The sequence below is a fragment of the Pannonibacter anstelovis genome, from assembly GCF_036881715.1.
In the GTDB taxonomy this organism is placed as follows: Bacteria; Pseudomonadota; Alphaproteobacteria; order Rhizobiales; family Stappiaceae; genus Pannonibacter; species Pannonibacter anstelovis.
Map to the genome: position 1 here is coordinate 273,630 of NZ_JBAKBF010000005.1, position 22,067 is coordinate 295,696.

Genomic DNA, 22,067 nt, shown 5'->3' on the forward strand with positions numbered 1-22,067 from the left:
GCTGAAACAGCATGCGCTCCTGTCTCCCTTTCGCGTTTTGCCTGCTCAGGCGAGGTTGCGGCTGCCCGGCTTTACCGGTGGCAGGGCTGCCAGTTCCGGTGGCAGCTTGTCCGGCTCATAGGCCGGCACCTTGTACTGTGTCAGCGATACAAGTGGCACGCTTGTGTCCGCCTCTCCGGCGGAGCGGTCAATCAGGCAGGCCACGGCCAGAACTTCGGCACCGATGGCCTTCAGTGCGTCAACCGTCTCGCGGCTGGACAGGCCCGTCGTGACGATATCCTCAACGATGACGACGCGCGCGCCCTTTTCCATCTCGAAGCGCCGCAGGCGGAACTCTCCGCCCTCACGCTCCACCCACATGGCAGGAACGCCGAGATGGCGGGCGGTTTCATAACCGGGGATCAGGCCGCCGAGGGCAGGGGAGACGACAGCATCGATCTTGCCAAGGCCAGCCGCTGCAATCTTCTGCGCCAGCGCCTTGCACAGGCGCTCGGTCTTCTCCGGATACATGAAGACACGGGCCTTCTGCAGAAAGACCGGGCTGCGCAGCCCGGAAGAAAGAATGAAATGCCCTTCCAGAATGGCCCCCGCCTCGCGGAAAACGGCCAGGACTTCGTCCTGCGTCATCGTCCAAAGTCTCCGTCTTGTGCCGGGTCAGCCGTTGACACGTGTCACGCTCGACACGTTCGGCTTGGCCCGCAGCTGGTTGATGATACGGTTCAGATGTTTCAGATCCCATACCTCGAGATCGATGATCATCTGATGGAAATCGGCCACCTTGCGGACCATCTTCAGATTGTCGATGTTGCCGCCATTGTCGCCGATCACCTGGGCGATGGCAGCGAGTGAGCCGGGTTCGTTCAGGGCGGAAACATTGATGCGCGCCGGGAAACGCTCCGGATTGTCCACGTCGATGTCCCAGCGCACGTCGATCCAGCGGTCGCTCTGGTCGTCGAATTCCTTCAGTGCCGGCGACTGGATCGGATAGATCGTCAGCCCTTCCGAAGGCGTCAGGATGCCGACAATCCGGTCACCGGGCACGGCGCCGCCATTGGGGGCAAAGCTCACCGGAATGTCGCCCGTCAGGCCGCGGATCGGCAGGGCCAGGCCATCGGAGCCCTGCACGGCATCGGGAATGCGGAATTTGAGGCCCTGGCCTTTTTCGAGGTCGAACCAGCCTTCGCCCGGCTCAGGCTTCAGATGGGCGGTGCGCTCGTCCTGATAGTCGGGATGAACGGCCTTCACCACCTGCTGTGCGCTCAACTCGCCGCGCCCGACGCTGGCCAGCAGATCGGCGATCGTTTCCTGATTGAGAAGTCCAAGGACGCCTTCCAGCAGGCCTTCCGAATAGGGCTTGTCCGCACGGTTGAAGGCGCGCTGCAGCACATGCTCGCCAAGAGCGCCATATTGCTTGCGGATGGATTCGCGTGTGGCACGGCGGATCGCGGCCTTGGCCTTGCCGGTGACGGCGATCGATTCCCAGGCCGGCGGCGGTGTCTGCGCTTGCGAGCGGATGACCTCCACCTCGTCACCGTTTCGCAGCTCCGTCACCAGCGGCATGATCTTGCCGTTGATCTTGCAGCCGACGCAGGTGTTGCCGATGCCCGTATGCACCGCATAGGCAAAGTCGATCGGCGTTGCCCCGCGCGGCAGGGCAATCAGGCGGCCCTTGGGCGTGAAACAGAACACCTGGTCGTGGAACAGTTCCAGCTTGGTGTTCTCAAGGAATTCTTCCGGCGTATCGCCCTGTGACAGGAGGTCGATTGTCCGCCGCAGCCAGTCATAGGCGCGGCTTTCATCCGTGTGCCGCGCAATGTTGCGCCCGCCGGTCTGCCCGTCCTTGTAGAGCGCATGGGCGGCAATGCCGTATTCGGCCACCCGGTCCATCGCTTCGGTGCGGATCTGCAGTTCCACGCGCTGGCGGCTTGGGCCGACGATAGTGGTGTGGATCGAGCGGTAGTCGTTCTGCTTCGGCGTCGAGATGTAATCCTTGAACCGCCCCGGCACCGTCGGCCAGGTGGTGTGGATGATGCCCAGCACCCGGTAGCAGGCCTCGGTGGTGCCGACGATGACGCGGAAGCCGTAAATGTCGGAGAGCTGCTCGAAGCCCAGCGACTTCTGCTGCATCTTGCGGAAGATGGAGTAGGGGCGCTTCTCACGGCCCTTGACCCGGGCTGCGATGCCACGCTCTGCGATCTGGGCGGTCAGCAGGCTCTCGATCTCGCCGATCAGCCCGCCGTTGCGCTCGCGCAGGCTCATGAGGCGTTCGGCAATCGTGGCATAGGCTTCCGGGTTGAGCACCTGGAAGGACAGGTCCTCCAGCTCCTCACGCATGTCCTGCATGCCCATGCGCCCGGCCAGCGGGGCATAGATTTCCATCGTCTCTTCGGCGATGCGGCCACGCTTGTGCTCCGGCATATGATGGAGCGTGCGCATGTTGTGCAGCCGGTCCGCCAGCTTGACCAGCAGCACGCGCACATCATCAGCGATGGCGAGCAGGAGCTTGCGGAAGTTCTCTGCCTGCTTGGTCTTCTGAGAAACGAGGTCGAGGCGCTTGATCTTGGTCAGGCCTTCGACAAGCTTGCCGATTTCCTCGCCGAAGACCGTATCGATCTCCGCGCGGGTGGCATCCGTGTCCTCGATGGTGTCATGCAGAAGCGCGACAGCAACAGTGGCGTCGTCCAGCCTGAGATCGGTCAGGATGGCGGCCACTTCGAGCGGATGGGAAAAATAGGGATCGCCGGAAGCGCGGGTCTGGGACCCGTGCTTCTTCATGGCATAGACATAAGCCTTGTTCAAAAGGCCTTCGTCGGCATTCGGATTATATCGGGTAACCCGTTCGACAAGCTCGTATTGGCGCATCATGGCCGCAGCAGACACCCTTGGACACAGATTGCAGCACCAGGGCTTGCCAACTCAGATGACCCGCCTCATGCCGGAATCAGATGTCGTCCGAACGCTCCGGCGGCACAAGGCCTTCCAGACCGCGCAGCAGATCCTCTTCCGACATGCGGTCGAACTCAACGTTCGAATCGTCTACCGCATTGACCTGGGTGCCGCCAGAATTGCTGGACGGAACGAGCGGAACGGCTTCCGCCTCCGGCTCATCCACTTCCACATATTTCTGCAGCGAATGAATGAGGTCTTCCTTAAGATCCTCGGGGCTGACCGTCTCATCTGCGATTTCACGCAGGGCGACGACAGGATTCTTGTCGTTGTCGCGATCGATGGTCAGCGGGGAGCCGCTGGAAATCATCCGGGCGCGATGCGCTGCCAGCAGCACCAGCTCGAACCGGTTATCAACCTTGTCGATGCAATCCTCGACGGTGACGCGCGCCATAGGACTTCTCCATATGTTCTGGAAATCAAGTGATGAGCGTATATTAGCAACTGCACCTTAGCGCAACCCTCGCTTTTTCGTGATTGAGCATGAGGTGCCACAAGGGCAAAAAAATGGCTTGAGAACCTTTCATATGCCAGGATGGTGGCCATATTTACGATTGCGGAATGCTGCGCCAATGTAGTACGCCAACTGTTGCGCCCATGAAAAGACGTTCAAATAATGGCGTTCAGTTAAAAGTTTAACTTTTGCTGCCTTGGAAGCAATGAGAACGAGCGAGTGATTGTTTATACAAGTCAATCAATTACGCTCCAAGAGATTGAGTGCTGCACCAAAGCCCGTTGGTGCTGGAAAGGAATTGCTTTATGTTTGATTCAAGAGAAAAAATTGCTTTGTTTATTGATGGTGCGAATTTGTATTCGACGGCTAAGGCAATTGGTTTCGACATCGATTACAAAATGCTTTTGAAGGAGTTTCAAAGCAAAGGCTACCTGCTGCGGGCCTATTATTACACCGCGATCATTGAAGATCAGGAGTACTCGTCGATTCGTCCGCTGATCGACTGGCTTGACTACAATGGTTACAAGGTTGTGACGAAGCCGGTGAAGGAATTTGTTGATTCCAGCGGCCGCCGCAAGGTCAAGGGCAACATGGATATCGAACTTGCGGTCGATGCCATGCAGCTGGTCGACAGCGTCGACCACATCGTCCTGTTCTCGGGTGATGGTGATTTCCGCTCGCTGGTCGAAGCTCTGCAGCGCAAGGGCCGCAAGGTCAGCGTTGTCTCCACCCTTCAGACCCAGCCGCCGATGATCGCCGATGACCTGCGCCGCCAGGCTGACCACTTCATTGAATTGGCGAGCCTTGCCAACCGCGTTGGCCGTGATCCCGCCGAGCGCCCCTCGCGCGCATCCGACCGTGACCGCGACATCGACGAAGACGACGACTACTGATGCCTGAGCCGCATACGGCTGGTTTTGCTCTGGACCCGGCACGCGACTGTCCGCTGTGCCCCCGTCTTGTCGCGTTCCGCGAAGAGCACCGGCGCCTGTCGCCGGACTGGTTCAATGCGCCTGTGCCATCCTTCGGTGACAAGGCACCATCCCTGCTGATCGTTGGTCTTGCGCCGGGCTTGCGTGGGGCCAACAGGACAGGGCGGCCGTTCACGGGAGATTACGCCGGCGATCTCCTCTATGAAACCATGATCGACTTCGGCTTTGCCAGGGGCGTTTATGAGGCGCGTCCGGATGACAGTCTTGAGCTGGTGGATGCATTGATCACCAATGCGGTGCGCTGCGTCCCGCCGGAGAACAAGCCGACTGGCCCGGAAATCAAAGCCTGCCGGCCCTTTCTGATTGCGACACTTGACGCCATGCCCTCGGTTAGCGCGGTGCTGGCGCTCGGGCGCATTGCCCATGACACCTTCCTGACCGCCCTGTCGCTGCCGCGTGCAAGATCACCTTTCGTGCATGGGGCAGGCCATGACATTCAGCTGTCTGGCCGCCCTGTGAAGCTCTTCGACAGCTACCACTGCTCGCGCTACAACACGAATACCGGGCGCTTGACACGCGACATGTTCCGCAGCGTGTTTGCGTCGATCCGGGCTCATGTGGACACAACGGCCTGATCAGCGCTCCGGCTGGGACCAGCCTTCCGGCCCCAGATGTTCTTGCGGCTGGAACCGTTCCTTGTAGGCCATCTTCTGCGACCCTTCGACCCAGTAGCCGAGATAGACATAGGGCAGGCCTAGCCTGCGGGCCCGCTCGATATGCTCGAGGATCATGAAGGTGCCAAGGCTGAGGCCTTCGACCGTCGGATCGTAGAAGGAATAGACCATCGACAAGCCGTCGGCCATGCGGTCGGTCAGGGCAACGCCGACGAGCGGCCCGGTGCCGCGCCGGGTCAGGAACGTATCCGGCCCGCGGCGGCGGTATTCGATGACCATGGTGTCCACATGAGTGTCCTCCACCATCATCGCATAGTCCAGCACACTCATCTCCGACATGCCGCCATTTTCGTGCCGGGCCAGAAGATAGGTGCGGAAGAGATCGTATTGTTCGCTGGAGGGTGAGGGGGGCAGCTCGGCGCCAACCAGCCAGTTGCCCTTTTTCCAGGTGCGCTTGAAGGAGCTGGTCCACTGGAAATCCGCCACACGCACCCGCACGGAGACGCAGGCCCGGCAGGCCTCGCAGGCCGGGCGGTAGGCAATGTTCTGACTGCGTCGGAAGCCGCCCTGTGTCAGCACGTCATTGAGGGCAGGGGCCTGATGACCGACCAGATGGGTGAACACCTTCCGTTCCTGCCTGCCCGGCAAATACGGGCACGGCGCCGGAGCCGTCAGGTAGAACTGGGGATGGTCGATCGGATGCCGGGTCACGTCGGAAGATCTGCCTCTCTTTGCAGACAATGATATCCCGACAGGATGGCGCGGCAAGAGAGAACGTCAAGCACCCATTTCCGGCAATTTACGTGCCGGAACGCCACGCCTCCGGTCTGGTATCAGAAACGGCGGTCCGCGTTGATGACGACAGTGCCAAGGATGATGTCATGCAGCAGACGCTTTCGGTCTGACACGAGGCTGACCAGAAGCACCAGCGGTGTCAGCAGCGTCACCGAGAACCAGAACAGCAGTGCGTGCATCGCCGCCAGCAGCGCATAGGGCTTGCCGCCATGCCACAGGCGCATTTCGAGGCCCATTGCGCGCATGCCCAGCGTTGACGCCCGCTCGCCGCCCAGCGTGATGGCGGTATAGGTCAGTGCCACGCCCTGCCACAGAAAGGCATAGGCGAACCACGCAAGACCCAGCGTGAAAATGCCGAGAAAGAATACGAGGATCGCAGCCAGAACGGTAAAGAAGGCGATGATAGCCGTGTCGATCAGGAAGGCCATGATGCGCTTGCTGCGCAGCCCGCTGAAAAGCGCAGGATCATCGGCCGGGCCAAAGCCGCCACGCCGGGGTTCCAGAATTTCAGCCTGATAAGACATTACCGCCTCCTGTTGCTCTCATCATGTGGGAAGAACAGGAAGCGCAGTCAATTGTTCCGTTTCAGTTTGTTCGAGATCTTATGCAGGCACTGCCATCTTTCAGGGTAAAATTCAGGCCATAACCTCGGCCACATTCATCTGGCGCACTGCGTAACCACGTTCCCGCAGGGCTTCGATGATGGTCTGGCCGTGTGCGGCGTCGAAGGTCTCGAAGGTGACATCCAGCGTCGCGCCCTTGGCGGGAACGTTGAGGAACAGGCGGTGATGCGACACGTCCACCACATTGCCGCCGCGCCCGCCGATGATGGAGGCAATCTCGCCCAGCACGCCCGGCCGGTCCGGCGTGTCGATGCGCACCGAGACAAGCCGGCCATCTCGGGAAAGTTCGCGGATCACGATGGAGGAGACGAGGCGCGGGTCGATGTTGCCACCGCACAGCACCAGCCCCACTTTCTTGCCCCGGAACAGGTCCGGTGAAGTCAGCAGCGCGGCAAGCCCGGCAGCCCCCGCGCCTTCGGCCAGGGTCTTCTGCTGGGTCAGGAACAGGTTGATGGCCCGCTCGATGGCGCTTTCCTCGGCCAGAACAATGTCATCGACCAGTTCACGCACGATCTTGCGCGTGAGGGCGCCGACGTCCTTCACCGCAATGCCTTCCGCAATCGTCGGCCCGCCGCAAGGCAGCTCCTCGCCATGCACGGCACTCCACATGCCCGGATAGAGGCGTGACTCGACGCCGACGATGGACATATCCGGCTTCGCACCCTTCGCAGCCACGGCCATGCCGGAAATCATGCCGCCGCCACCAACCGGAACGACCATGCACTCAAGGTCCGGCACGTCTTCCAGCATTTCCAGCGCAATGGTGCCCTGACCGCGGATGACATGCGGATCGTCGAAGGGATGCACCCAGACGAATCCCTTTTCCTCCGACAGGCGCTGCGCTTCGGCCGTTGCGCCCACCAGTGTGTCGCCCGCCAGAACCACCTCCGCGCCATAACCGCGTGTGGCAGTGATCTTCACGAAAGGCGTCGTCTCCGGCATGACGATGGTGGAGGGGATGCCGAGCCGGCCGGCGTGATAGGCAACAGCCTGCGCATGGTTGCCCGCCGACATGGCGATGACACCGCGCCGGCGTTCTTCCTCCGTCAGTGACAGCAGCTTCACCAGCGCTCCGCGTTCCTTGAACGCGTTGGTGACCTGCATGTTCTCGTATTTGACGAAAACCTCGGCCCCGGTCAGCGCCGACAGCTTTGGAGCAGGCAGGAACGGTGTGCGCAGCACGGCCCCCCGGATCAGACGCGCCGCATCTTCCACATCGGCAAGGGAAAGCGGCAGGGTGGCAGATGCCTGTCTGTCAGCGGGAGTGTTCATGGATCCGTCCGGAAATGGGCGGCCTCCGGAAGGCCGCACAGAGTGTTGAAAGTCCTGTCCCCATCGTCATCCTGCCAAGGCGGAGGGCAAGACGGGACCGATGAGCCGGGGTGCAGGCAGGTTCAGAGAGAGGGGCCGGCATGCCTTGGCTTTCCGGTCCCGGATCTCAGCAAAGCTGGAGCGGAAACACTGCGGCTGGGGCTTGTCAGCAATCGGGCGGCCCTCAGAGGCCGCGCTTGAGAAGTTCTGCCACACGGGGGGCGAAGTAGGTGAGAATCCCGTCCGCTCCGGCGCGCTTGAAGGCCAGAAGGCTTTCCAGCATGGCGCGCTCGCCGTCAAGCCATCCGTTCGCAGCTGCGGCCTGGATCATCGCATATTCGCCCGACACCTGATAGGCATAGGTCGGCATGCGGAAGGTGTCCTTCACCCGCCAGACAACATCCAGATAGGGCATGCCGGGCTTGACCATCACCATGTCGGCGCCTTCGGCAATGTCCAGTTCCACCTCGCGCAGCGCTTCGTCCGTGTTGGCCGGGTCCATCTGATAGGTGCGCTTGTCGCCGATCAGCGTCTTGGACGTGCCCACCGCATCACGGAAAGGGCCGTAGAAGGCGGAGGCGTATTTAGCGGCATAGGCCATGATCTGGGTTTCGCGGTGGCCGTTGGCATCCAGCGCCCTGCGGATGGCGCCGATGCGCCCGTCCATCATGTCGGAGGGCGCAATCACGTCCGCGCCTGCTTCCACCTGTGTCAACGCCTGACGGCAGAGCTGGTCAACGGTTTCATCGTTCAGGATGCGTTCGCCATGCATCAGTCCATCGTGGCCGTGGCTGGTGTAGGGGTCCAGCGCCACATCGGTGATGAGGCCGATGTTGAGGCCCGCCTGCTTGATTGCGCGGCAGGCGCGGCAGATGAGGTTCTCCGGATTGAGTGCCTCGTTGCCGTCGTCATCGCGCAAGGCGGGATCGGTGTAGGGAAACAGAGCCAGCGCGGGGATGGACAGGCTCGCCGCATATTCGGCCTCGCGCACCGCTTCGTCCACCGACATGCGCTCCACGCCCGGCATGGAGGGCACCGGCTGGCGGATGTTGCTGCCATCGACGAGGAAGATCGGCCAGATCAGGTCATTCACGGTCAGGGCATTTTCCTGCACCAGCCTGCGCGCCCAGTCGGCGCGGCGGTTGCGGCGCAGGCGGCGGCCGCCGAGAATGTCGTCAATATGCTCGGGGGAAACGTTGTGGAACGGGTTGGACATGCGGCGGGTCCTGGAGTTCGGAAGTTTTGATCATGCGTGATGGGCGCGGACTGTAACAACAGCGCCGCCGTGATGCCATAGGGAGGACTGCGGCATCATTGCCTTTGCCTCTTGATCTGGCCACTTGCGCCAACCCATAGGCCAAAGAGACGATCTGCCGCCAAATTGACGTTAAAGTCAAAACGGGCTACCCCAAATTGACAGGGTTGAAAGGCCGGAAGGACAGGCAGGAGGAGAAACTGCCGCCAGATTCCGCAGCCGCTCAGCCCTCCGTGAAGGCGGGAGGAGCCCCATGGACTTTGCCTTGAACGAGGAGCAGCGCGCCTTTCAGGAGGTGGCCGCCAGCTTTGCCCGCGACGAGATGGAGCCCCATGCGCGGGAGTGGGACGAGAAGTCCATCTTTCCCGTGGAGACCCTGCGTAAGGCGGCGGAGCTTGGCTTTGCCGGCATCTATGTGCGTGAGGATCTGGGCGGATCGGGCCTGACGCGGCTGGATGCAGCGCTGATCTTCGAGGAACTCGCCAAAGGCTGCACCTCGACGGCTGCCTATATCTCCATTCACAACATGACCGGCTGGATGATCGACCGGTTCGGCTCGCAGGAGTTGCGCGAGCGCTATTTGCCGGATCTGTGCAGCATGCGCCGCTTCGGCAGCTACTGCCTGACCGAGCCGGGCTCGGGCTCAGACGCGGCAAGCCTCAGAACCCGCGCTGTCCGGGACGGGGACAGCTATGTCCTCAACGGCACCAAGGCCTTCATCTCCGGCGGCGGGGCATCGGATGTCTACATCGTCATGGCCCGCACTGGCGGAGAGGGGCCGGGCGGCATCTCCTGCTTCGTGGTGGACAAGGGGACGCCGGGGCTGAGCTTCGGGGCGCAGGAAGTGAAACTCGGCTGGAAGAGCCAGCCGACGGCGCAGGTCATTTTTGAAGACTGCCGCATTCCGGCGGCAAACCGCATCGGCGATGAGGGCGAAGGCTTCAGGTTCGCCATGGCCGGGCTCGATGGCGGGCGGTTGAACATCGGCGCCTGCTCGCTCGGCGCGGCGCAAACCTGCCTTGAACGCAGCATTTCTTATATGAAGGACCGCCAGCAATTCGGCCGTTCCATCTCCACCTTCCAGGCCTTGCAGTTCCGGCTTGCCGACATGGCAACGGAGCTGGAGGCCGCCCGGCTGCTGTTGCACAAGGCGGCCATGGCCGTCGAGCAAAAGGCGGAAGGGGCCACGCGCCTTGCCGCCATGGCCAAGCGCCTTGCAACGGACACGGGCTTTCAGGTGGTCAACGAGGCGCTGCAGCTGCATGGCGGCTACGGCTACTTGCGCGACTATCCCATCGAGCGTTTCCTGAGGGATGTGCGGGTGCACCAGATTCTGGAAGGCACCAACGAAATCATGCGCGTCATCATTTCGCGCGATCTTATTGGCCGGTGAGAACAGCAACCGGGGAGACAGAAAAGCATGAGCGAGCGCGCGGACGAGGTTCTGTTCGAGGTGGCGGGGCAGGCGGGGCTGATCACCCTCAACCGGCCCAAGGCGCTCAATGCGCTCAGCCACGGCATGGTCAGGGCCATCGCCGCCCGGCTGGATGACTGGGAAAGGAACCCGGCCATCACCCGCATCGTGCTGCGCGGCAGCGGCGAAAAGGCCTTCTGCGCGGGAGGCGACATCCGTCAGGTCTATGACATTGGCGCCGTACAGGGCCTGAAGAGTGCGCCGGAGCAGACGGGCTTCTTCGCAGACGAATATATCCTCAACAGCCGCATCAAGCATTTCCCCAAGCCTTGGGTGTCGCTGATCGATGGCATCGTCATGGGGGGCGGGGTTGGCCTGTCGGTGCATGGCTCGCACCGGGTGGGGACGGAGAAGACGCTTTTTGCCATGCCGGAAACCGGCATCGGCTTCTTTCCGGATGTGGGGGGCAGCTACTTCCTGCCGCGGATGCCGCGCCGCACCGGCTACTACTGCGCTCTGACCTCGGCCCGGCTGAAGCAGGCCGACGCATTGCTGACCGGAGTCCTCACCCATGCGGTGGCGTCTGCCTCCATTCCGGCGCTGACGGAAGCGCTCTGCGCCGGGGAGCCGGTGGAGGCCGCGCTTTCCCGCTTTGCGGTGGATGCAAGCCCTGCACCGCTGCTTGAAGTGATGGATGAACTGGAGCGCGTTTTCGGTCTCTCCAGCGTTGACTCGATCTGGCAGGCGCTGGCGGCAAGTGATTCAGACTTCGCCCGAAATTGTCTTGGGATGCTGGCCTCCAAGTCGCCCACCAGTCTGGCGCTGACCTTCGAGCAGCTGAACCGGGGTGCAGAGCTGGATTTCAACGGCTGCATGCGGATGGAGTTCCGCATTGTCAGCGAGATCCTGAAGCACGCAGATTTTTATGAGGGCGTGCGGTCCGTCCTGGTAGACCGGGACAATGCACCGCGCTGGCAGGCGGCAAGTCTTGCAGAGGTGGACAGGACGGGGCTGGCGGCTTATTTCGAAAGGCCAGAGGGTGGCGATCTTCCGCTGCCCTGAGTGAAGCGCGGGCAGCGGCGGAAGACGCCGGGTGCCCCTTCCCGCAAGGCCGGACATGATCACAAGCTTTCAGGATCTCCTCAAGAACCGCCCGCCCTGGAGCACCGTGCTGCTGTGGTACCTGCGCTGCATGGCGCTGCTGCTGATCGCGGGCGGAGTGATCCACTGGGCCCGCATCGTCGGCTTTGCGCCCTGGCGTGGCGCGTGGTTCTGGGAAATGCCGGTCGAATGGCAGACGGCGACCGTCTTTTTCGGGGTGCTGGATCTGGTGGCGGCGATCGGCCTCTGGCTGGCGGTGTCCTGGGGAACGGTCATGTGGCTGTTCCGGGCCTTCAGCCAGATTGTCATGCATACGGCCTTTTCCGACATGTTCGGGCGGCGGCCCTATGAGATCACGTTCTATCTGGCGACAATCGGCATCTATCTGCTGCTGGTCTATCTGGTTGAGCGGGAACACAGGAAGAAATAGCCGGACCGGCCATGGCCCAAGCCTGACACGGTTCCGGATGACAGTTTGCGAACCGGGAGGAGTTGCGTCATGGCATCAGTGGGTTTCATCGGTCTTGGCAACATGGGCGGTCCGATGGCGGCCAATCTGGTCAGAGCCGGACATGCGGTAAAGGGGTTTGACCTGTCGCCGGAGGCCAAGTCCCAGCTTGAGGCGGCAGGCGGCAAGGCGGTCGCATCGGTGGCCGAGGCCGTGCGTGATGCCGATGCGGTTGTGTCCATGCTGCCGGCGGGCAAGCATGTGCGCGCCGTCTACACCGGAGAAGAGGGCGTTCTCGCCAGTGCCCGTCCCGGCACGCTCCTCATCGACAGTTCTACGATCGACGTGGACAGCGCCCGAGCCGTGGCGCAGGCGGCCGCTTCTGCAGGCATGGTCATGGTGGATGCACCGGTCTCCGGCGGTGTTGGCGGCGCTGCAGCGGGAACGCTGACCTTCATGGTCGGCGGCGAAGATGCCGCCTTTGAGCGCGCCAAGCCTTTCCTTGAGGTGATGGGCAAGACCATCGTCCATGCCGGTGGCTCGGGTACCGGTCAGGCGGCGAAGATTTGTAATAATATGATACTCGGCATTTCCATGATCGCAGTTAGTGAAGCGTTTATCCTTGCCGAACGGCTGGGCCTCGATGCCCAGAAACTTTTCGACATTTCATCCACAGCCTCCGGTCAGTGCTGGTCGCTGACGAGCTATTGCCCGGTGCCCGGCCCCGTGCCTTCATCGCCCGCCAACCGGGACTACCAGCCGGGCTTTGCGGCGCAGATGATGCTCAAGGATCTCAAGCTTTCCCAAGAGGCGGCGCAGTCTTCCGGCGCTGCAACCCCCCTGGGGGCACAGGCAGCAGCCCTCTATGCCCTCTTCTGCAATTCGGGCCATTCGGGCACGGACTTCTCGGGGATCGTCCGGTTCCTTCGTGGTGAATGAATTCTTTCAATCACTCGAAACAGACGAAAAGTCTCCGGTAAATTTTAAGAGATGATTCAGCGTATCTCTTAAGCGGATTTTAGAAGCGCCTCTGTATGGTCAGTCTCAAGGTGGAAAAAATAACCACCCAATGACAGGTAGAAATATAGAGGCGCAAACAAATGATCTCAGCTAACAGAGCTATGGACGCCGTTGCTCAGGCAGAAGAGGACACGGAACTCAAGCCGCTGTACCTGGAAGCACTGACGCTCGTCGAAAGACTTCACCGCCGTCTTCTTGACGTCATCAAGGACGAGTTCGACCGTATGGGCCGTTCCGACGTGAACAGTGTGCAGGCCCTGCTGCTGTTCAACATCGGTGATGCCGAACTGACGGCTGGCGAGCTGCGCACCCGCGGTTACTATCTCGGGTCAAACGTGTCGTATAACCTGAAGAAGCTCGTTGAGACTGGTTACATTCATCATCAGCGCTCGCGCATGGATCGCCGCTCGGTCCGTGTCAGCCTGACGCCGAAGGGCCAGGAAGTCGCGAAGATCGTGAATGACCTCTACGAGCGTCACATTCTTTCGGTCGAGCAGGTCGGCGAAATCCACGCTGGTGACTTCGCCACGCTCAACAAGTCGCTGCGCCGCCTGGAGCGTTTCTGGACCGACCAGATCCTCTATCGTCTCTGATCCACGGGGACTTGAGGCATCACGAAATGAAAAGGCCCGTGCCGGATAACCGGCGCGGGCCTTTCTTTTCTGCGCAAGCCTAAAGGGCTCAATCCGCCTTGATAACGTCAATCACCGCTGCGCTGATTTCCTGCAAGGCTGCGTTCCGAACGGCAAAATCAGCCTTCACATCCGACACAAAAATGACTGCAATCCATGGTGCCCGGTCCGGGGGTGTGATCATGGCGATGATGTTGCGGGTCTGGTCGCCGCTACCGGACTTGTCCGCGATGTGCCAGCCCTGGGGCGCGGTTTTACGCAGAAGTGCGCCAGTAACGCCGCCGTGGCTCATCCACTGGATCAACTGAGCGCGGGAACCGGCAGCAAGGACCTCGCCCAGGAGCAGCTCTTTCAGAGTGGACGACATGGCTGCAGGGGAGGTTGTGTCGCGCGGATCACCGGCCTTGAAGGTATTCATTTCAGGCTCGAGCCTGTCCAGCCGGCTGACGGTGTCGCCGGTCTGGCGGAAGAACTCCGTCACTGCTTCCGTGCCTCCCAGGCGGTTGATCAGAAGATTGGCAGCCGTGTTGTCGCTCATGTCGATGGTGGCCAGGCACAGCTCGCTCAGGGACATGGACTGGCCTACTTTTTTCTCCGTCACGGGAGCGTAGGACAGGATTTCTGAGCGGAGAATGGGAAGCACCTCGTCAAGGTTCAGCGTTCCTGCATCTGCGGCGGCCAGAACGGCACCGCAGAGCGGGGCCTTGAAGGTGCTGTTCATCAGAAACCGCTCATCGGCCCGGTTGGTCCATGACCAGCCGCTACCGGTATCATGCAGAACCACGCCCACGCGCGCATTCAGCCGGGACTCGATTTGGGTAACAGTTTCAGCAAGCTGAGCGTCCGCCGGGCCTGCTGCCGCCGGGGCTGCCAGCAGCAGGGAGAAGGCAAGAACCTGAGCGGAACGGCGGAGATGGGAAAGCGTTTTTTGCATGATCAATCCTTGGAAATGCCGGGCGTCAGAAAACGCACTTGCGGCTCTCTGACATCAAATGATGTCATGCGTTTCTTCTATTTCGGCTTGCATTCCGGGCTCAAACGACAAATCTTCAGGCGCAGTATTAGGAAAAGTAATGCGATGGACCGGCCTGATATTCCCCTCAATGCGCTGCGTGTCTTTGAAGTCGCCATGCGGCAGGGCAGCTTTACGAAGGCGGCGGTTGAGTTGCGCGTGACGCAGGCGGCCGTCAGCCACCAGATCGCACGGCTGGAAGATCAGCTCGGAGTCACCCTGTTCCAGCGCACCTCTCAAGGCCTGGTGCCGACGGATGAGGCGAGGCTGCTGGCCCCGGTTCTTGAACATAGTTTCGATGTGATTGGCCGGACGCTCGACAGGTTCCACGGCAAGCGGCACGTTGAGGTGCTGAGCGTCGGCGTCAACACCACCTTCGCTCTTGGCTGGCTGATGCCGAGGCTGGAGGCTTTCTGCAGTGCCCATCCTGAAATCGACCTGCGGATTTCGACGAACAACAACAGGGTCGAGATTTTGCGCGAGGGTCTGGACATGGCGATCCGCTTTGGCGCCAGCGGCTGGAGCGGGCATGATGCGCTTCCTTTGATGGAAGCGCCATTGTCACCGCTTTGTGCGCCGCAGCTGGCCGGTCAGCTGCGGGAACCAGCTGACCTTGCGAAGCTGCTTCTGCTGCGCAGCTACCGCAATGCCGAGTGGCCACAATGGTTCGAGGCGGCCCGGACGCCGGTGCCGCCAATCAAGGGGCCGGTCTTCGACAGTTCGGTTGCGCTGGCGGAACTGGCGGCTGATGGCGTGGGGGCTGCGCTGCTGCCTGTTGCGATGTTTCAGCGGCACATCCTTGAGGGGCGGCTCTTCCAGCCTTTTCCGGTCACTGTTCAAGCAGGGAGGTATCTTCTTGTCTGGCCCTCGGAGCGGCCGCAGACACGCGCAATGGCAGCCTTCGCGCAATGGATTTCCGAAGCCTGCAGCAACGACAGGCCAGTTGCAGACTGATGCCGGTGTTTATGCTCCGGTAGCTTGGATAGTCTTTCCAGCGCATGCAAAAAACGCAGTGTAGCCTTGCTGCACCAGCTCTCGCTTTTTGGCGGTGATGTGTTTACTGGACATGTTTCGGCCATAAACCCCTGACTAAAGATCCTCATGACTGCTGTGCCATGAGCGCAAGGCAGGGGCTGACAATTGCGCAAGGGACTTCACCGTTTGGGCATGCGGCGGCCGACCGGACCTAGGCTGCAATTTGTTAAGCCGCCGTGTGGTTAACTGGAATTCACCGGCAGGCACGTGAAGCAGTTTATGCGGATCAGAGCTGGCCGGGTGAACCTCCACGCGATGCGAAGGGAGCGACGGGTGTTGTTGCGCAACGGGAATCAGATCACGAAAGTCTCCGCCATCTTGGCCCGTACGGCTGCCCTGGCTGGCGCCTTGACCGGCATTCTTGCCGGAACAGCGCTGGCGCAGTCACCGCTGGAGGCTCTGCAGCAGTTCAATCAGCGCGCCGAGTGGGAAGACCGCTTCGATGCAACGCTGCAAGATCTGCAGTCGATCAAGACCGCGACGCCGACCCTCGCGCCCCAGACGGCCGAATATGTGGCTTCGGCGATCAACCAGTACAGCATGATCGTGCAGCGCGGCGGCTGGGAAACTGTCCCGACGCCGGGCCGGACGCTGCGCATCGGCGCAGAAGATCCCATCGTTGCGTCGCTGCGCCGCCGTCTGATCGCCTCAGGTGATCTGGAGCAGCAGGCCGGTGTCTCCACGACCTTCGATTCCTATGTGGACTCTGCCCTGCGCCGGTTCCAGGTGCGCCACGGCCTCATTCCGGATGGCACGCTTGGGCAGACCACGCTTGCGGCTCTGAACATTCCGGCCGATGTGCGCCTGCGCCAGCTGGAAACCAATCTCGTGCGCCTGCGCTCTCTCTCGGGGGATCTGGGTGAGCGCTACGTCATGGTGAATATTCCGGCAGCCGAGATCGAGGCTGTTCAGAATGGCCGTGTCCGCTCCCGGCACACTGCTGTCGTCGGCAAGATCGACCGCCAGACCCCGATCCTGAATTCCAAGGTCTATGAGGTCAACTTCAACCCGTATTGGACCGTGCCGGTTTCGATCATCCGCAAGGATCTGATCCCGAAAATGAAGCAGGATCCGCAGTATCTGGCCAAAAACAAGATCCGTATCTTCGACTGGAAGAACAACGAGCTTTCCTGGCAGCAGATCGACTGGAACTCGGACGAGGCAACGAAGTACCAGTTCCGGCAGGACCCGGGTGAAATCAACTCGCTGGGCGCCATCCGCATCAACTTCCACAACACACATCAGGTGTATCTGCACGACACACCGTCGAAGACGCTGTTTGGCACCGACAACCGCTTCCATTCGTCCGGTTGCGTGCGCGTCCAGAACGTGCGGGACCTGGTGTCCTGGATGCTGGAATCGACCACGCCGGACTGGAACCGGACCCGCGTTGACCAGACCATCCGTGATGGCCTGCGGGAAGACGTGAAGCTCAAGACTCAGGTGCCGCTTTACCTGACCTACGTCACGGCCTGGGCCAACGAAGACGGCACAGTGCATTTCCGCGAGGACATCTACAACCGTGATGGCCTTTATGGCGACGTTGCAGAGCTGCAGCTGCCCGGCCAGTGAGCCGCATCATTCAGATGAGACTGGAAAAGGGGGCTCCGGCTCCCTTTTTTGTTGCGCCGCAGGCAATGATGCCCATCTGATCCTTCATGGGCGCGTGTTTCATGTGCCGCCCGTTCTTCTGTCTCTGGAGATGCCAGCATGTCCGGCCATGCCAAGGGTGAAGTCTATCTGGAATTCGTGCCCATCGGCCGTCAGGTCAAGGTGGTGGCAATTGATGCTGCGACCGGCGTTGAAGTGTCGGTGATCGGCCCGGTCAATGCGGCGCAGTCGGATCTGCAGGCGCTGGCTCTTCGCAAGCTGGCAAAGCGTCTGTCCGAGGAGAACGGCACGCCGGAGGTTCCTCGCGGGGGCTGGACGGCGTAAATTCCTGCGCCATTTCCGGTATGGATCAGATCAGTGCCGGATTTGCGGATCACTGTGACGGTCTACCACTTGGTTCACCGGAATGCCTATGCTAAGTGCAGGGCTCCCGAAAGGGCCAATGCCGGAGCAATGCCATTTGCCTGCGCTTGGGCGGAAAAAAGGGCGAAGGGGCCCTTTGTGAATCGCTGAAAAGGACCTAGCCATGTCGATGTCGGATACCTTGGCCGGCGAGCCGATCTATACCGGTTTCTTCACTCAATCTCTGGCTGATGCCGACCCGGATATCTTCGGCGCCATCCAGAAGGAAGCCGGCCGTCAGCAGCGCGAGATCGAGCTGATTGCCTCCGAAAACATTGTCTCCAAGGCCGTTCTCGAGGCTCAGGGCTCGGTCCTGACCAACAAGTATGCCGAAGGTTATCCGGGCAAGCGCTATTATGGCGGCTGCCAGTATGTCGACATTGTCGAGACGCTGGCAATCGAGCGCGCCAAGGAGCTGTTCGGCGCCAAGTTCGCCAACGTGCAGCCGAATTCCGGCAGCCAGATGAACCAGGCCGTCTTCCTGGCGCTGCTGCAGCCGGGCGACACCTTCATGGGCCTCGACCTCAACTCCGGCGGCCACCTGACCCACGGCTCCCCGGTCAACATGTCCGGCAAGTGGTTCAACGTCGTGTCCTACGGCGTGCGCAAGGACGATCATCTGCTCGATATGGAAGAGATCGAGCGTCTGGCGCATGAGCACAAGCCGAAACTGATCGTTGCCGGCGGCACCGCCTATTCGCGCGTCTGGGACTGGAAGAAGTTCCGCGAGATCGCCGATGCGGTTGGCGCTTACCTGATGGTCGATATGGCCCACATCGCCGGCCTCGTGGCGGGCGGCGCGCATCCCTCGCCGGTGCCCCATGCCCATGTCTGCACCTCGACCACGCACAAGTCCCTTCGCGGCCCGCGCGGCGGTCTGATCCTCACCAACGATGAAGACATCGCCAAGAAGATCAACTCTGCCGTGTTCCCCGGCCTTCAGGGCGGTCCGCTGATGCACGTGATCGCCGCGAAGGCTGTTGCCTTCGGTGAAGCGCTGCGCCCGGAATTCAAGGCCTATGCTGCGGCTGTTGCTGCTAACGCGAAGATGCTGGCCCAGACCCTGCAGGAGCAGGGGCTGGACATCGTTTCCGGCGGCACCGACAACCATCTGATGCTGGTGGACCTGCGCCCGAAGAACGCCACCGGCAAGAAGGCGGAAGCCGCGCTTGGCCGTGCCAACATCACCTGCAACAAGAACGGCATTCCGTTTGACCCGGAAAAGCCCTTCGTCACCTCTGGCGTCCGTCTCGGCACTCCGGCCGGCACGACACGCGGTTTCGGGCTTGCCGAGTTCCGCGAGATCGGCATGCTGATCACCGAGGTCCTCGATGGCCTTAAGGCGGCGAACAGTGAGGAAGGCAACGCGGCTGTGGAAGCTGCGGTGAAGGCCAAGGTGATCGAACTCACCAGCCGCTTCCCGATCTACCCGGCCTGACAGCCTGACTGACGAGTACAAGAACCGGTCCGCGCCCTCCGGCGCGGATCGTTTGCATTTTGAGCGGAATTCGAAGAGCTTACGGCCACCAGATTCTTTGCGCCCATGCGGTGCTTGTGGCTTTGCAGGGCCCTGAATTTAAGGGCCTTGGTATAAGGAACGGATGACATGCGGTGCCCCTTTTGCGGCGGTGAAGAGACCCAGGTTAAGGATTCGCGCCCGACGGAAGACAACACGGCCATCCGCCGCCGCCGTGTCTGCTCCACCTGCGGGGGGCGGTTCACCACTTTCGAGCGGGTGCAGCTGCGCGAGCTGATGGTGGTCAAGCGCTCCGGCCGCCGCGTGCCGTTTGACCGCGAAAAGCTGATGCGTTCCGTCGAGATTGCCGTGCGCAAGCGCCCGGTTGACCCTGAGCGGATCGAGCGTATGGTCAGTGGTATCGTGCGCCAGCTGGAGAGCACCAGCGAAGGCGAGATCACCAGCGAGATGATCGGCACCCATGTGATGGAAGGCCTGAAGACCATCGATGATGTGGCCTATGTGCGCTTTGCATCCGTATACAGGAACTTCCGTGAAGCGCGTGACTTCCGCGATCTTCTCGGTGAACTGGGCGGTTTGCCCGGCAATGATGAACCCCAGGAGGATGCGTGAGCGAAGCTGAGGCTGTAGCTGTTGCACCCGCCGCCGGCGGCAAGAATGCCGTGACCGGTATCGACCGCCGCCTGATGCGGGCTGCCGCTGCCCTTGCGGCGCGAGGGCAGGGGCAGGTCTGGCCTAACCCTTCGGTCGGTGCTCTTGTCGTGCGTTTTGAGGACGGCGTGCCTGTCATCGTTGGCCGCGGTGTTACCTCGCGGCCCGGCGGGCCGCACGCTGAAGTGAGCGCATTGCGGCAGGCCGGAGAGCTGGCCCGCGGCGCCACCTGCTACGTCACACTGGAGCCCTGTTCCCACTACGGCCGCACACCGCCTTGTGCGCTGGCGCTGCGGGAGGCAGGCGTGGACCGTGTGGTGATCGGCTGCCTCGATCCCAGCCCGCGCGTGGCCGGGCGTGGTGTCGCCATGCTTGAGGAAGCGGGAATTGCCGTCTCGACCGGCGTGGAGGAGGAACTCTGCCGCCTGCTTCACGCAGGGCACCGGTTGCGTGTCACCGACCAGCGCCCGAATGTGGTGCTGAAGCTGGCGCTCTCGGCTGACGGCGGCATTGGCCGCGTTGGAGAGGGGCAGTTGGCGATCACCGGTCCTCTGTCGCGCAATGTGGTGCACGGTTTGCGTGGCAGCTGTGACGCGATTCTTGTCGGCATAGGCACGGCATTAGCCGATGATCCGGAACTGACTTGCCGCATGCCTGGCATGAAGGACCGCTCACCCGTGCGCGTGGTGCTGGACAAGGATGCAAGACTGCCGCTGAAAGGCCGTCTCGTGCAGTCTGCGGCCGATGTGCCGGTGTGGCTGGTGACGGGCAATCAGGCTGATCCTGCGCGTGTTCAGGCGCTTGCCGATGCTGGTGTGCTTGTCATCCGCGTGCCCGCCAATGAGGAGGGCATCGAGCCGAAGATCGCGCTGACGGCACTGGCCAACCGGGGTGTGACGCGCCTGATGGTGGAGGGCGGTGCGCGCGTCGCCCGCTCATTCCTGCAGGCCGGTGTGGTGGATGAAACCTGGATCTTCCACGGTGTGGCAGAGCTGGGGGCAGGGCGCATTCTGCCGTTTGATGGCGGAGCTGGCGGCTTCACCGCCGAATACCCGGATTTCCGTCTGGTTGATACGGCCGTCTATGGGCCGGACAGACTGTTGCGGTTCCGCCGCAAGGAGAGTTGAGATGTTCACCGGAATTGTCACCGACCTTGGCACCATTCTCTCCGTCACGGATATTCCCGCTGGCAAGCGCACCCGAATTGCCACGTCCTATGACGTGGACACGATTGACATTGGCGCCTCCATCGCCTGCGGCGGCCCCTGCCACACGGTGACCGCCAAGGGGCGTGACGAGACCGGCAACTGGTTCGAGGTGGAAAGCGGCGCCGAAACCCTGCGCCTGACGACTGTTGCGGACTGGAAGGCGGGGCAGAAGCTCAATCTGGAGCGCTCCCTCAGCCTTGGCACGGAACTGGGCGGCCATCTGGTGCTCGGCCATGTGGACGGGCTTGCCCGCATCGTCGAGCGGCGCGACCATCCGGACACTGTCTATTTCCGCTTTGATGCCCCGCGCGCCTTTGCGCCCTTCATCGCCCGCAAGGGATCGGTGGCGCTGGACGGCACGTCGCTGACGGTGAACGAGGTGGAGGGAACGGAGTTTTCCGTCTTCCTCATTCCGCACACGCTGGCGGTAACCACCTGGGCCGAAAGGCAGACGGGGGACAACGTAAACCTTGAAGTCGACATGATGGCGCGCTATGCCGCGCGCCTTGCCGATTTCCGCGAGCAGGCCTGAGGGGCTCGCCCCGCAAAAGGCTGGACAAAATCGGGCAGGCATGGTTCCTGACCGCACCTCTCAGACAGAAAGCGACACGACCGATGAGCTCCGCGCCTCACCTCCTGATTATTGAAGCCCGATTCTACGAAGACATCGCCGATGCGCTCTACGAAGGGGCGGCAAAGGCTCTGGACGAGGCGGGCGCGACCCATGACCGGATTTCCGTTCCGGGCGTGCTGGAAATTCCGGCGGCGCTGTCCATGGTGCTGACCTCCATGGAAAACGACGGCACCTTCTATGACGGCTTCGTCGTTCTGGGCTGCGTCATTCGCGGTGAGACGACCCATTACGACATCGTCGCCAATGAGTCGGCTCGCGTGCTGATGGATCTCATCGTCGATGCCGACCTTGCCCTCGGCAACGGCATCCTGACAGTGGAAAATGATGAACAGGCCTGGGCCCGCGCCCGGGTGACCGACAAGGACAAGGGTGGTGCCGCCTCGCGCGCAGCGCTCGACATGATCCGTCTTCGGGAACGTCTTGGGGTTTGAT

General features: G+C 61.7%; 23 protein-coding genes. 15 read left to right on the forward strand and 8 right to left on the reverse strand.

Annotated elements, in window-relative coordinates; all coding sequences use genetic code 11:
- Window positions 1–45: 45 nt before the first annotated feature.
- From pyrE to rpoZ, 3 genes are all read right to left on the reverse strand, one after another.
- Complete coding sequence (gene pyrE / locus V6L75_RS10565; RefSeq protein WP_334251475.1) at window positions 46–627, reverse strand: orotate phosphoribosyltransferase; 582 nt, start codon at window positions 625–627, stop codon at window positions 46–48.
- A gap of 27 nt (window positions 628–654) precedes the next feature.
- Window positions 655–2,865 carry a RelA/SpoT family protein gene (locus V6L75_RS10570; RefSeq protein ID WP_334251476.1) on the reverse strand — a complete coding sequence of 737 codons (2,211 nt, stop codon included), beginning with the start codon at window positions 2,863–2,865 and terminating at the stop codon, window positions 655–657.
- A gap of 76 nt (window positions 2,866–2,941) precedes the next feature.
- A complete protein-coding gene (rpoZ, locus tag V6L75_RS10575; RefSeq protein ID WP_019962555.1) occupies window positions 2,942–3,340 on the reverse strand; it encodes a DNA-directed RNA polymerase subunit omega in 399 nt (132 codons plus the stop codon).
- A gap of 365 nt (window positions 3,341–3,705) precedes the next feature.
- On the opposite strand from rpoZ, the gene V6L75_RS10580 reads away from it, so the two are divergent.
- The gene (locus V6L75_RS10580) at window positions 3,706–4,293 is read left to right on the forward strand and encodes a LabA-like NYN domain-containing protein (RefSeq protein ID WP_050471294.1); all 588 of its coding nucleotides are present in this window, start codon (window positions 3,706–3,708) and stop codon (window positions 4,291–4,293) included.
- Entirely contained in the window at window positions 4,293–4,967 is a 675-nt protein-coding gene (locus tag V6L75_RS10585) for a uracil-DNA glycosylase (protein WP_334251477.1), read from the forward strand. The genes V6L75_RS10580 and V6L75_RS10585 overlap by 1 nt, the downstream gene beginning before the upstream one ends.
- On the opposite strand, the gene V6L75_RS10590 is transcribed toward V6L75_RS10585, so the two are convergent.
- The 4 genes from V6L75_RS10590 to hemB all read right to left on the reverse strand — a co-directional run bounded on the left by V6L75_RS10590 (window position 4,968) and on the right by hemB (window position 8,951).
- Window positions 4,968–5,717, reverse strand: a complete 750-nt coding sequence (locus V6L75_RS10590; protein WP_334251478.1) for an arginyltransferase — start codon at window positions 5,715–5,717, stop codon at window positions 4,968–4,970. It lies immediately after the preceding gene.
- A gap of 122 nt (window positions 5,718–5,839) precedes the next feature.
- Window positions 5,840–6,325 (reverse strand): RDD family protein, encoded by a 486-nt coding sequence (locus V6L75_RS10595; protein ID WP_334251479.1) that lies wholly within the window; start codon window positions 6,323–6,325, stop codon window positions 5,840–5,842.
- A 111-nt stretch (window positions 6,326–6,436) separates the two neighbouring features.
- Complete coding sequence (locus tag V6L75_RS10600; RefSeq protein ID WP_334251480.1) at window positions 6,437–7,696, reverse strand: threonine ammonia-lyase; 1,260 nt, start codon at window positions 7,694–7,696, stop codon at window positions 6,437–6,439.
- 223 nt (window positions 7,697–7,919) lie between these two features.
- Window positions 7,920–8,951 (reverse strand): porphobilinogen synthase, encoded by a 1,032-nt coding sequence (gene hemB, locus V6L75_RS10605; RefSeq protein ID WP_334251481.1) that lies wholly within the window; start codon window positions 8,949–8,951, stop codon window positions 7,920–7,922.
- 292 nt (window positions 8,952–9,243) lie between these two features.
- Between hemB and V6L75_RS10610 the strand changes: the two genes are divergently transcribed.
- The 5 genes from V6L75_RS10610 to ldtR all read left to right on the forward strand — a co-directional run bounded on the left by V6L75_RS10610 (window position 9,244) and on the right by ldtR (window position 13,566).
- The gene (locus V6L75_RS10610; RefSeq protein ID WP_334251482.1) at window positions 9,244–10,383 is read left to right on the forward strand and encodes an isobutyryl-CoA dehydrogenase; all 1,140 of its coding nucleotides are present in this window, start codon (window positions 9,244–9,246) and stop codon (window positions 10,381–10,383) included.
- A gap of 27 nt (window positions 10,384–10,410) precedes the next feature.
- Entirely contained in the window at window positions 10,411–11,466 is a 1,056-nt protein-coding gene (locus V6L75_RS10615) for an enoyl-CoA hydratase/isomerase family protein (protein WP_334251483.1), read from the forward strand.
- 55 nt (window positions 11,467–11,521) lie between these two features.
- A complete protein-coding gene (locus tag V6L75_RS10620) occupies window positions 11,522–11,935 on the forward strand; it encodes a DUF6163 family protein (protein WP_334251484.1) in 414 nt (137 codons plus the stop codon).
- 45 nt (window positions 11,936–11,980) lie between these two features.
- Window positions 11,981–12,892, forward strand: a complete 912-nt coding sequence (gene mmsB / locus V6L75_RS10625) for a 3-hydroxyisobutyrate dehydrogenase (RefSeq protein ID WP_334251485.1) — start codon at window positions 11,981–11,983, stop codon at window positions 12,890–12,892.
- A gap of 161 nt (window positions 12,893–13,053) precedes the next feature.
- Window positions 13,054–13,566, forward strand: a complete 513-nt coding sequence (gene ldtR / locus V6L75_RS10630; protein ID WP_334251486.1) for a transcriptional regulator LdtR — start codon at window positions 13,054–13,056, stop codon at window positions 13,564–13,566.
- A gap of 88 nt (window positions 13,567–13,654) precedes the next feature.
- Here the strand turns inward: ldtR and bla are convergent, their stop codons facing one another.
- A complete protein-coding gene (gene bla / locus V6L75_RS10635; RefSeq protein ID WP_334251487.1) occupies window positions 13,655–14,539 on the reverse strand; it encodes a class A beta-lactamase in 885 nt (294 codons plus the stop codon).
- A gap of 144 nt (window positions 14,540–14,683) precedes the next feature.
- Between bla and V6L75_RS10640 the strand changes: the two genes are divergently transcribed.
- The 8 genes from V6L75_RS10640 (at window position 14,684) to ribH (ending at window position 22,066) form a co-directional block, all read left to right on the forward strand.
- The gene (locus V6L75_RS10640) at window positions 14,684–15,571 is read left to right on the forward strand and encodes a LysR family transcriptional regulator (RefSeq protein WP_334251488.1); all 888 of its coding nucleotides are present in this window, start codon (window positions 14,684–14,686) and stop codon (window positions 15,569–15,571) included.
- 300 nt (window positions 15,572–15,871) lie between these two features.
- The gene (locus V6L75_RS10645) at window positions 15,872–17,224 is read left to right on the forward strand and encodes a L,D-transpeptidase family protein (RefSeq protein WP_425498746.1); all 1,353 of its coding nucleotides are present in this window, start codon (window positions 15,872–15,874) and stop codon (window positions 17,222–17,224) included.
- 138 nt (window positions 17,225–17,362) lie between these two features.
- Window positions 17,363–17,587: a DUF6898 family protein gene (locus V6L75_RS10650; protein ID WP_019962540.1), complete on the forward strand. Its 225-nt coding sequence runs from the start codon at window positions 17,363–17,365 to the stop codon at window positions 17,585–17,587.
- A gap of 208 nt (window positions 17,588–17,795) precedes the next feature.
- Window positions 17,796–19,103, forward strand: coding sequence for a serine hydroxymethyltransferase (gene glyA / locus V6L75_RS10655; RefSeq protein WP_334251518.1), 1,308 nt, complete (start codon window positions 17,796–17,798; stop codon window positions 19,101–19,103).
- 168 nt (window positions 19,104–19,271) lie between these two features.
- Entirely contained in the window at window positions 19,272–19,754 is a 483-nt protein-coding gene (gene nrdR, locus V6L75_RS10660; protein WP_334251489.1) for a transcriptional regulator NrdR, read from the forward strand.
- On the forward strand, window positions 19,751–20,920 hold the full coding sequence (gene ribD / locus V6L75_RS10665; protein ID WP_334251490.1) for a bifunctional diaminohydroxyphosphoribosylaminopyrimidine deaminase/5-amino-6-(5-phosphoribosylamino)uracil reductase RibD: 1,170 nt from the start codon (window positions 19,751–19,753) through the stop codon (window positions 20,918–20,920). Before nrdR ends, ribD begins: the two co-directional genes overlap by 4 nt.
- Window position 20,921: 1 nt before the next feature.
- Complete coding sequence (locus V6L75_RS10670; RefSeq protein WP_334251491.1) at window positions 20,922–21,533, forward strand: riboflavin synthase; 612 nt, start codon at window positions 20,922–20,924, stop codon at window positions 21,531–21,533.
- An 83-nt stretch (window positions 21,534–21,616) separates the two neighbouring features.
- On the forward strand, window positions 21,617–22,066 hold the full coding sequence (gene ribH, locus V6L75_RS10675; RefSeq protein WP_334251492.1) for a 6,7-dimethyl-8-ribityllumazine synthase: 450 nt from the start codon (window positions 21,617–21,619) through the stop codon (window positions 22,064–22,066).
- Window position 22,067 lies beyond the last annotated feature (1 nt).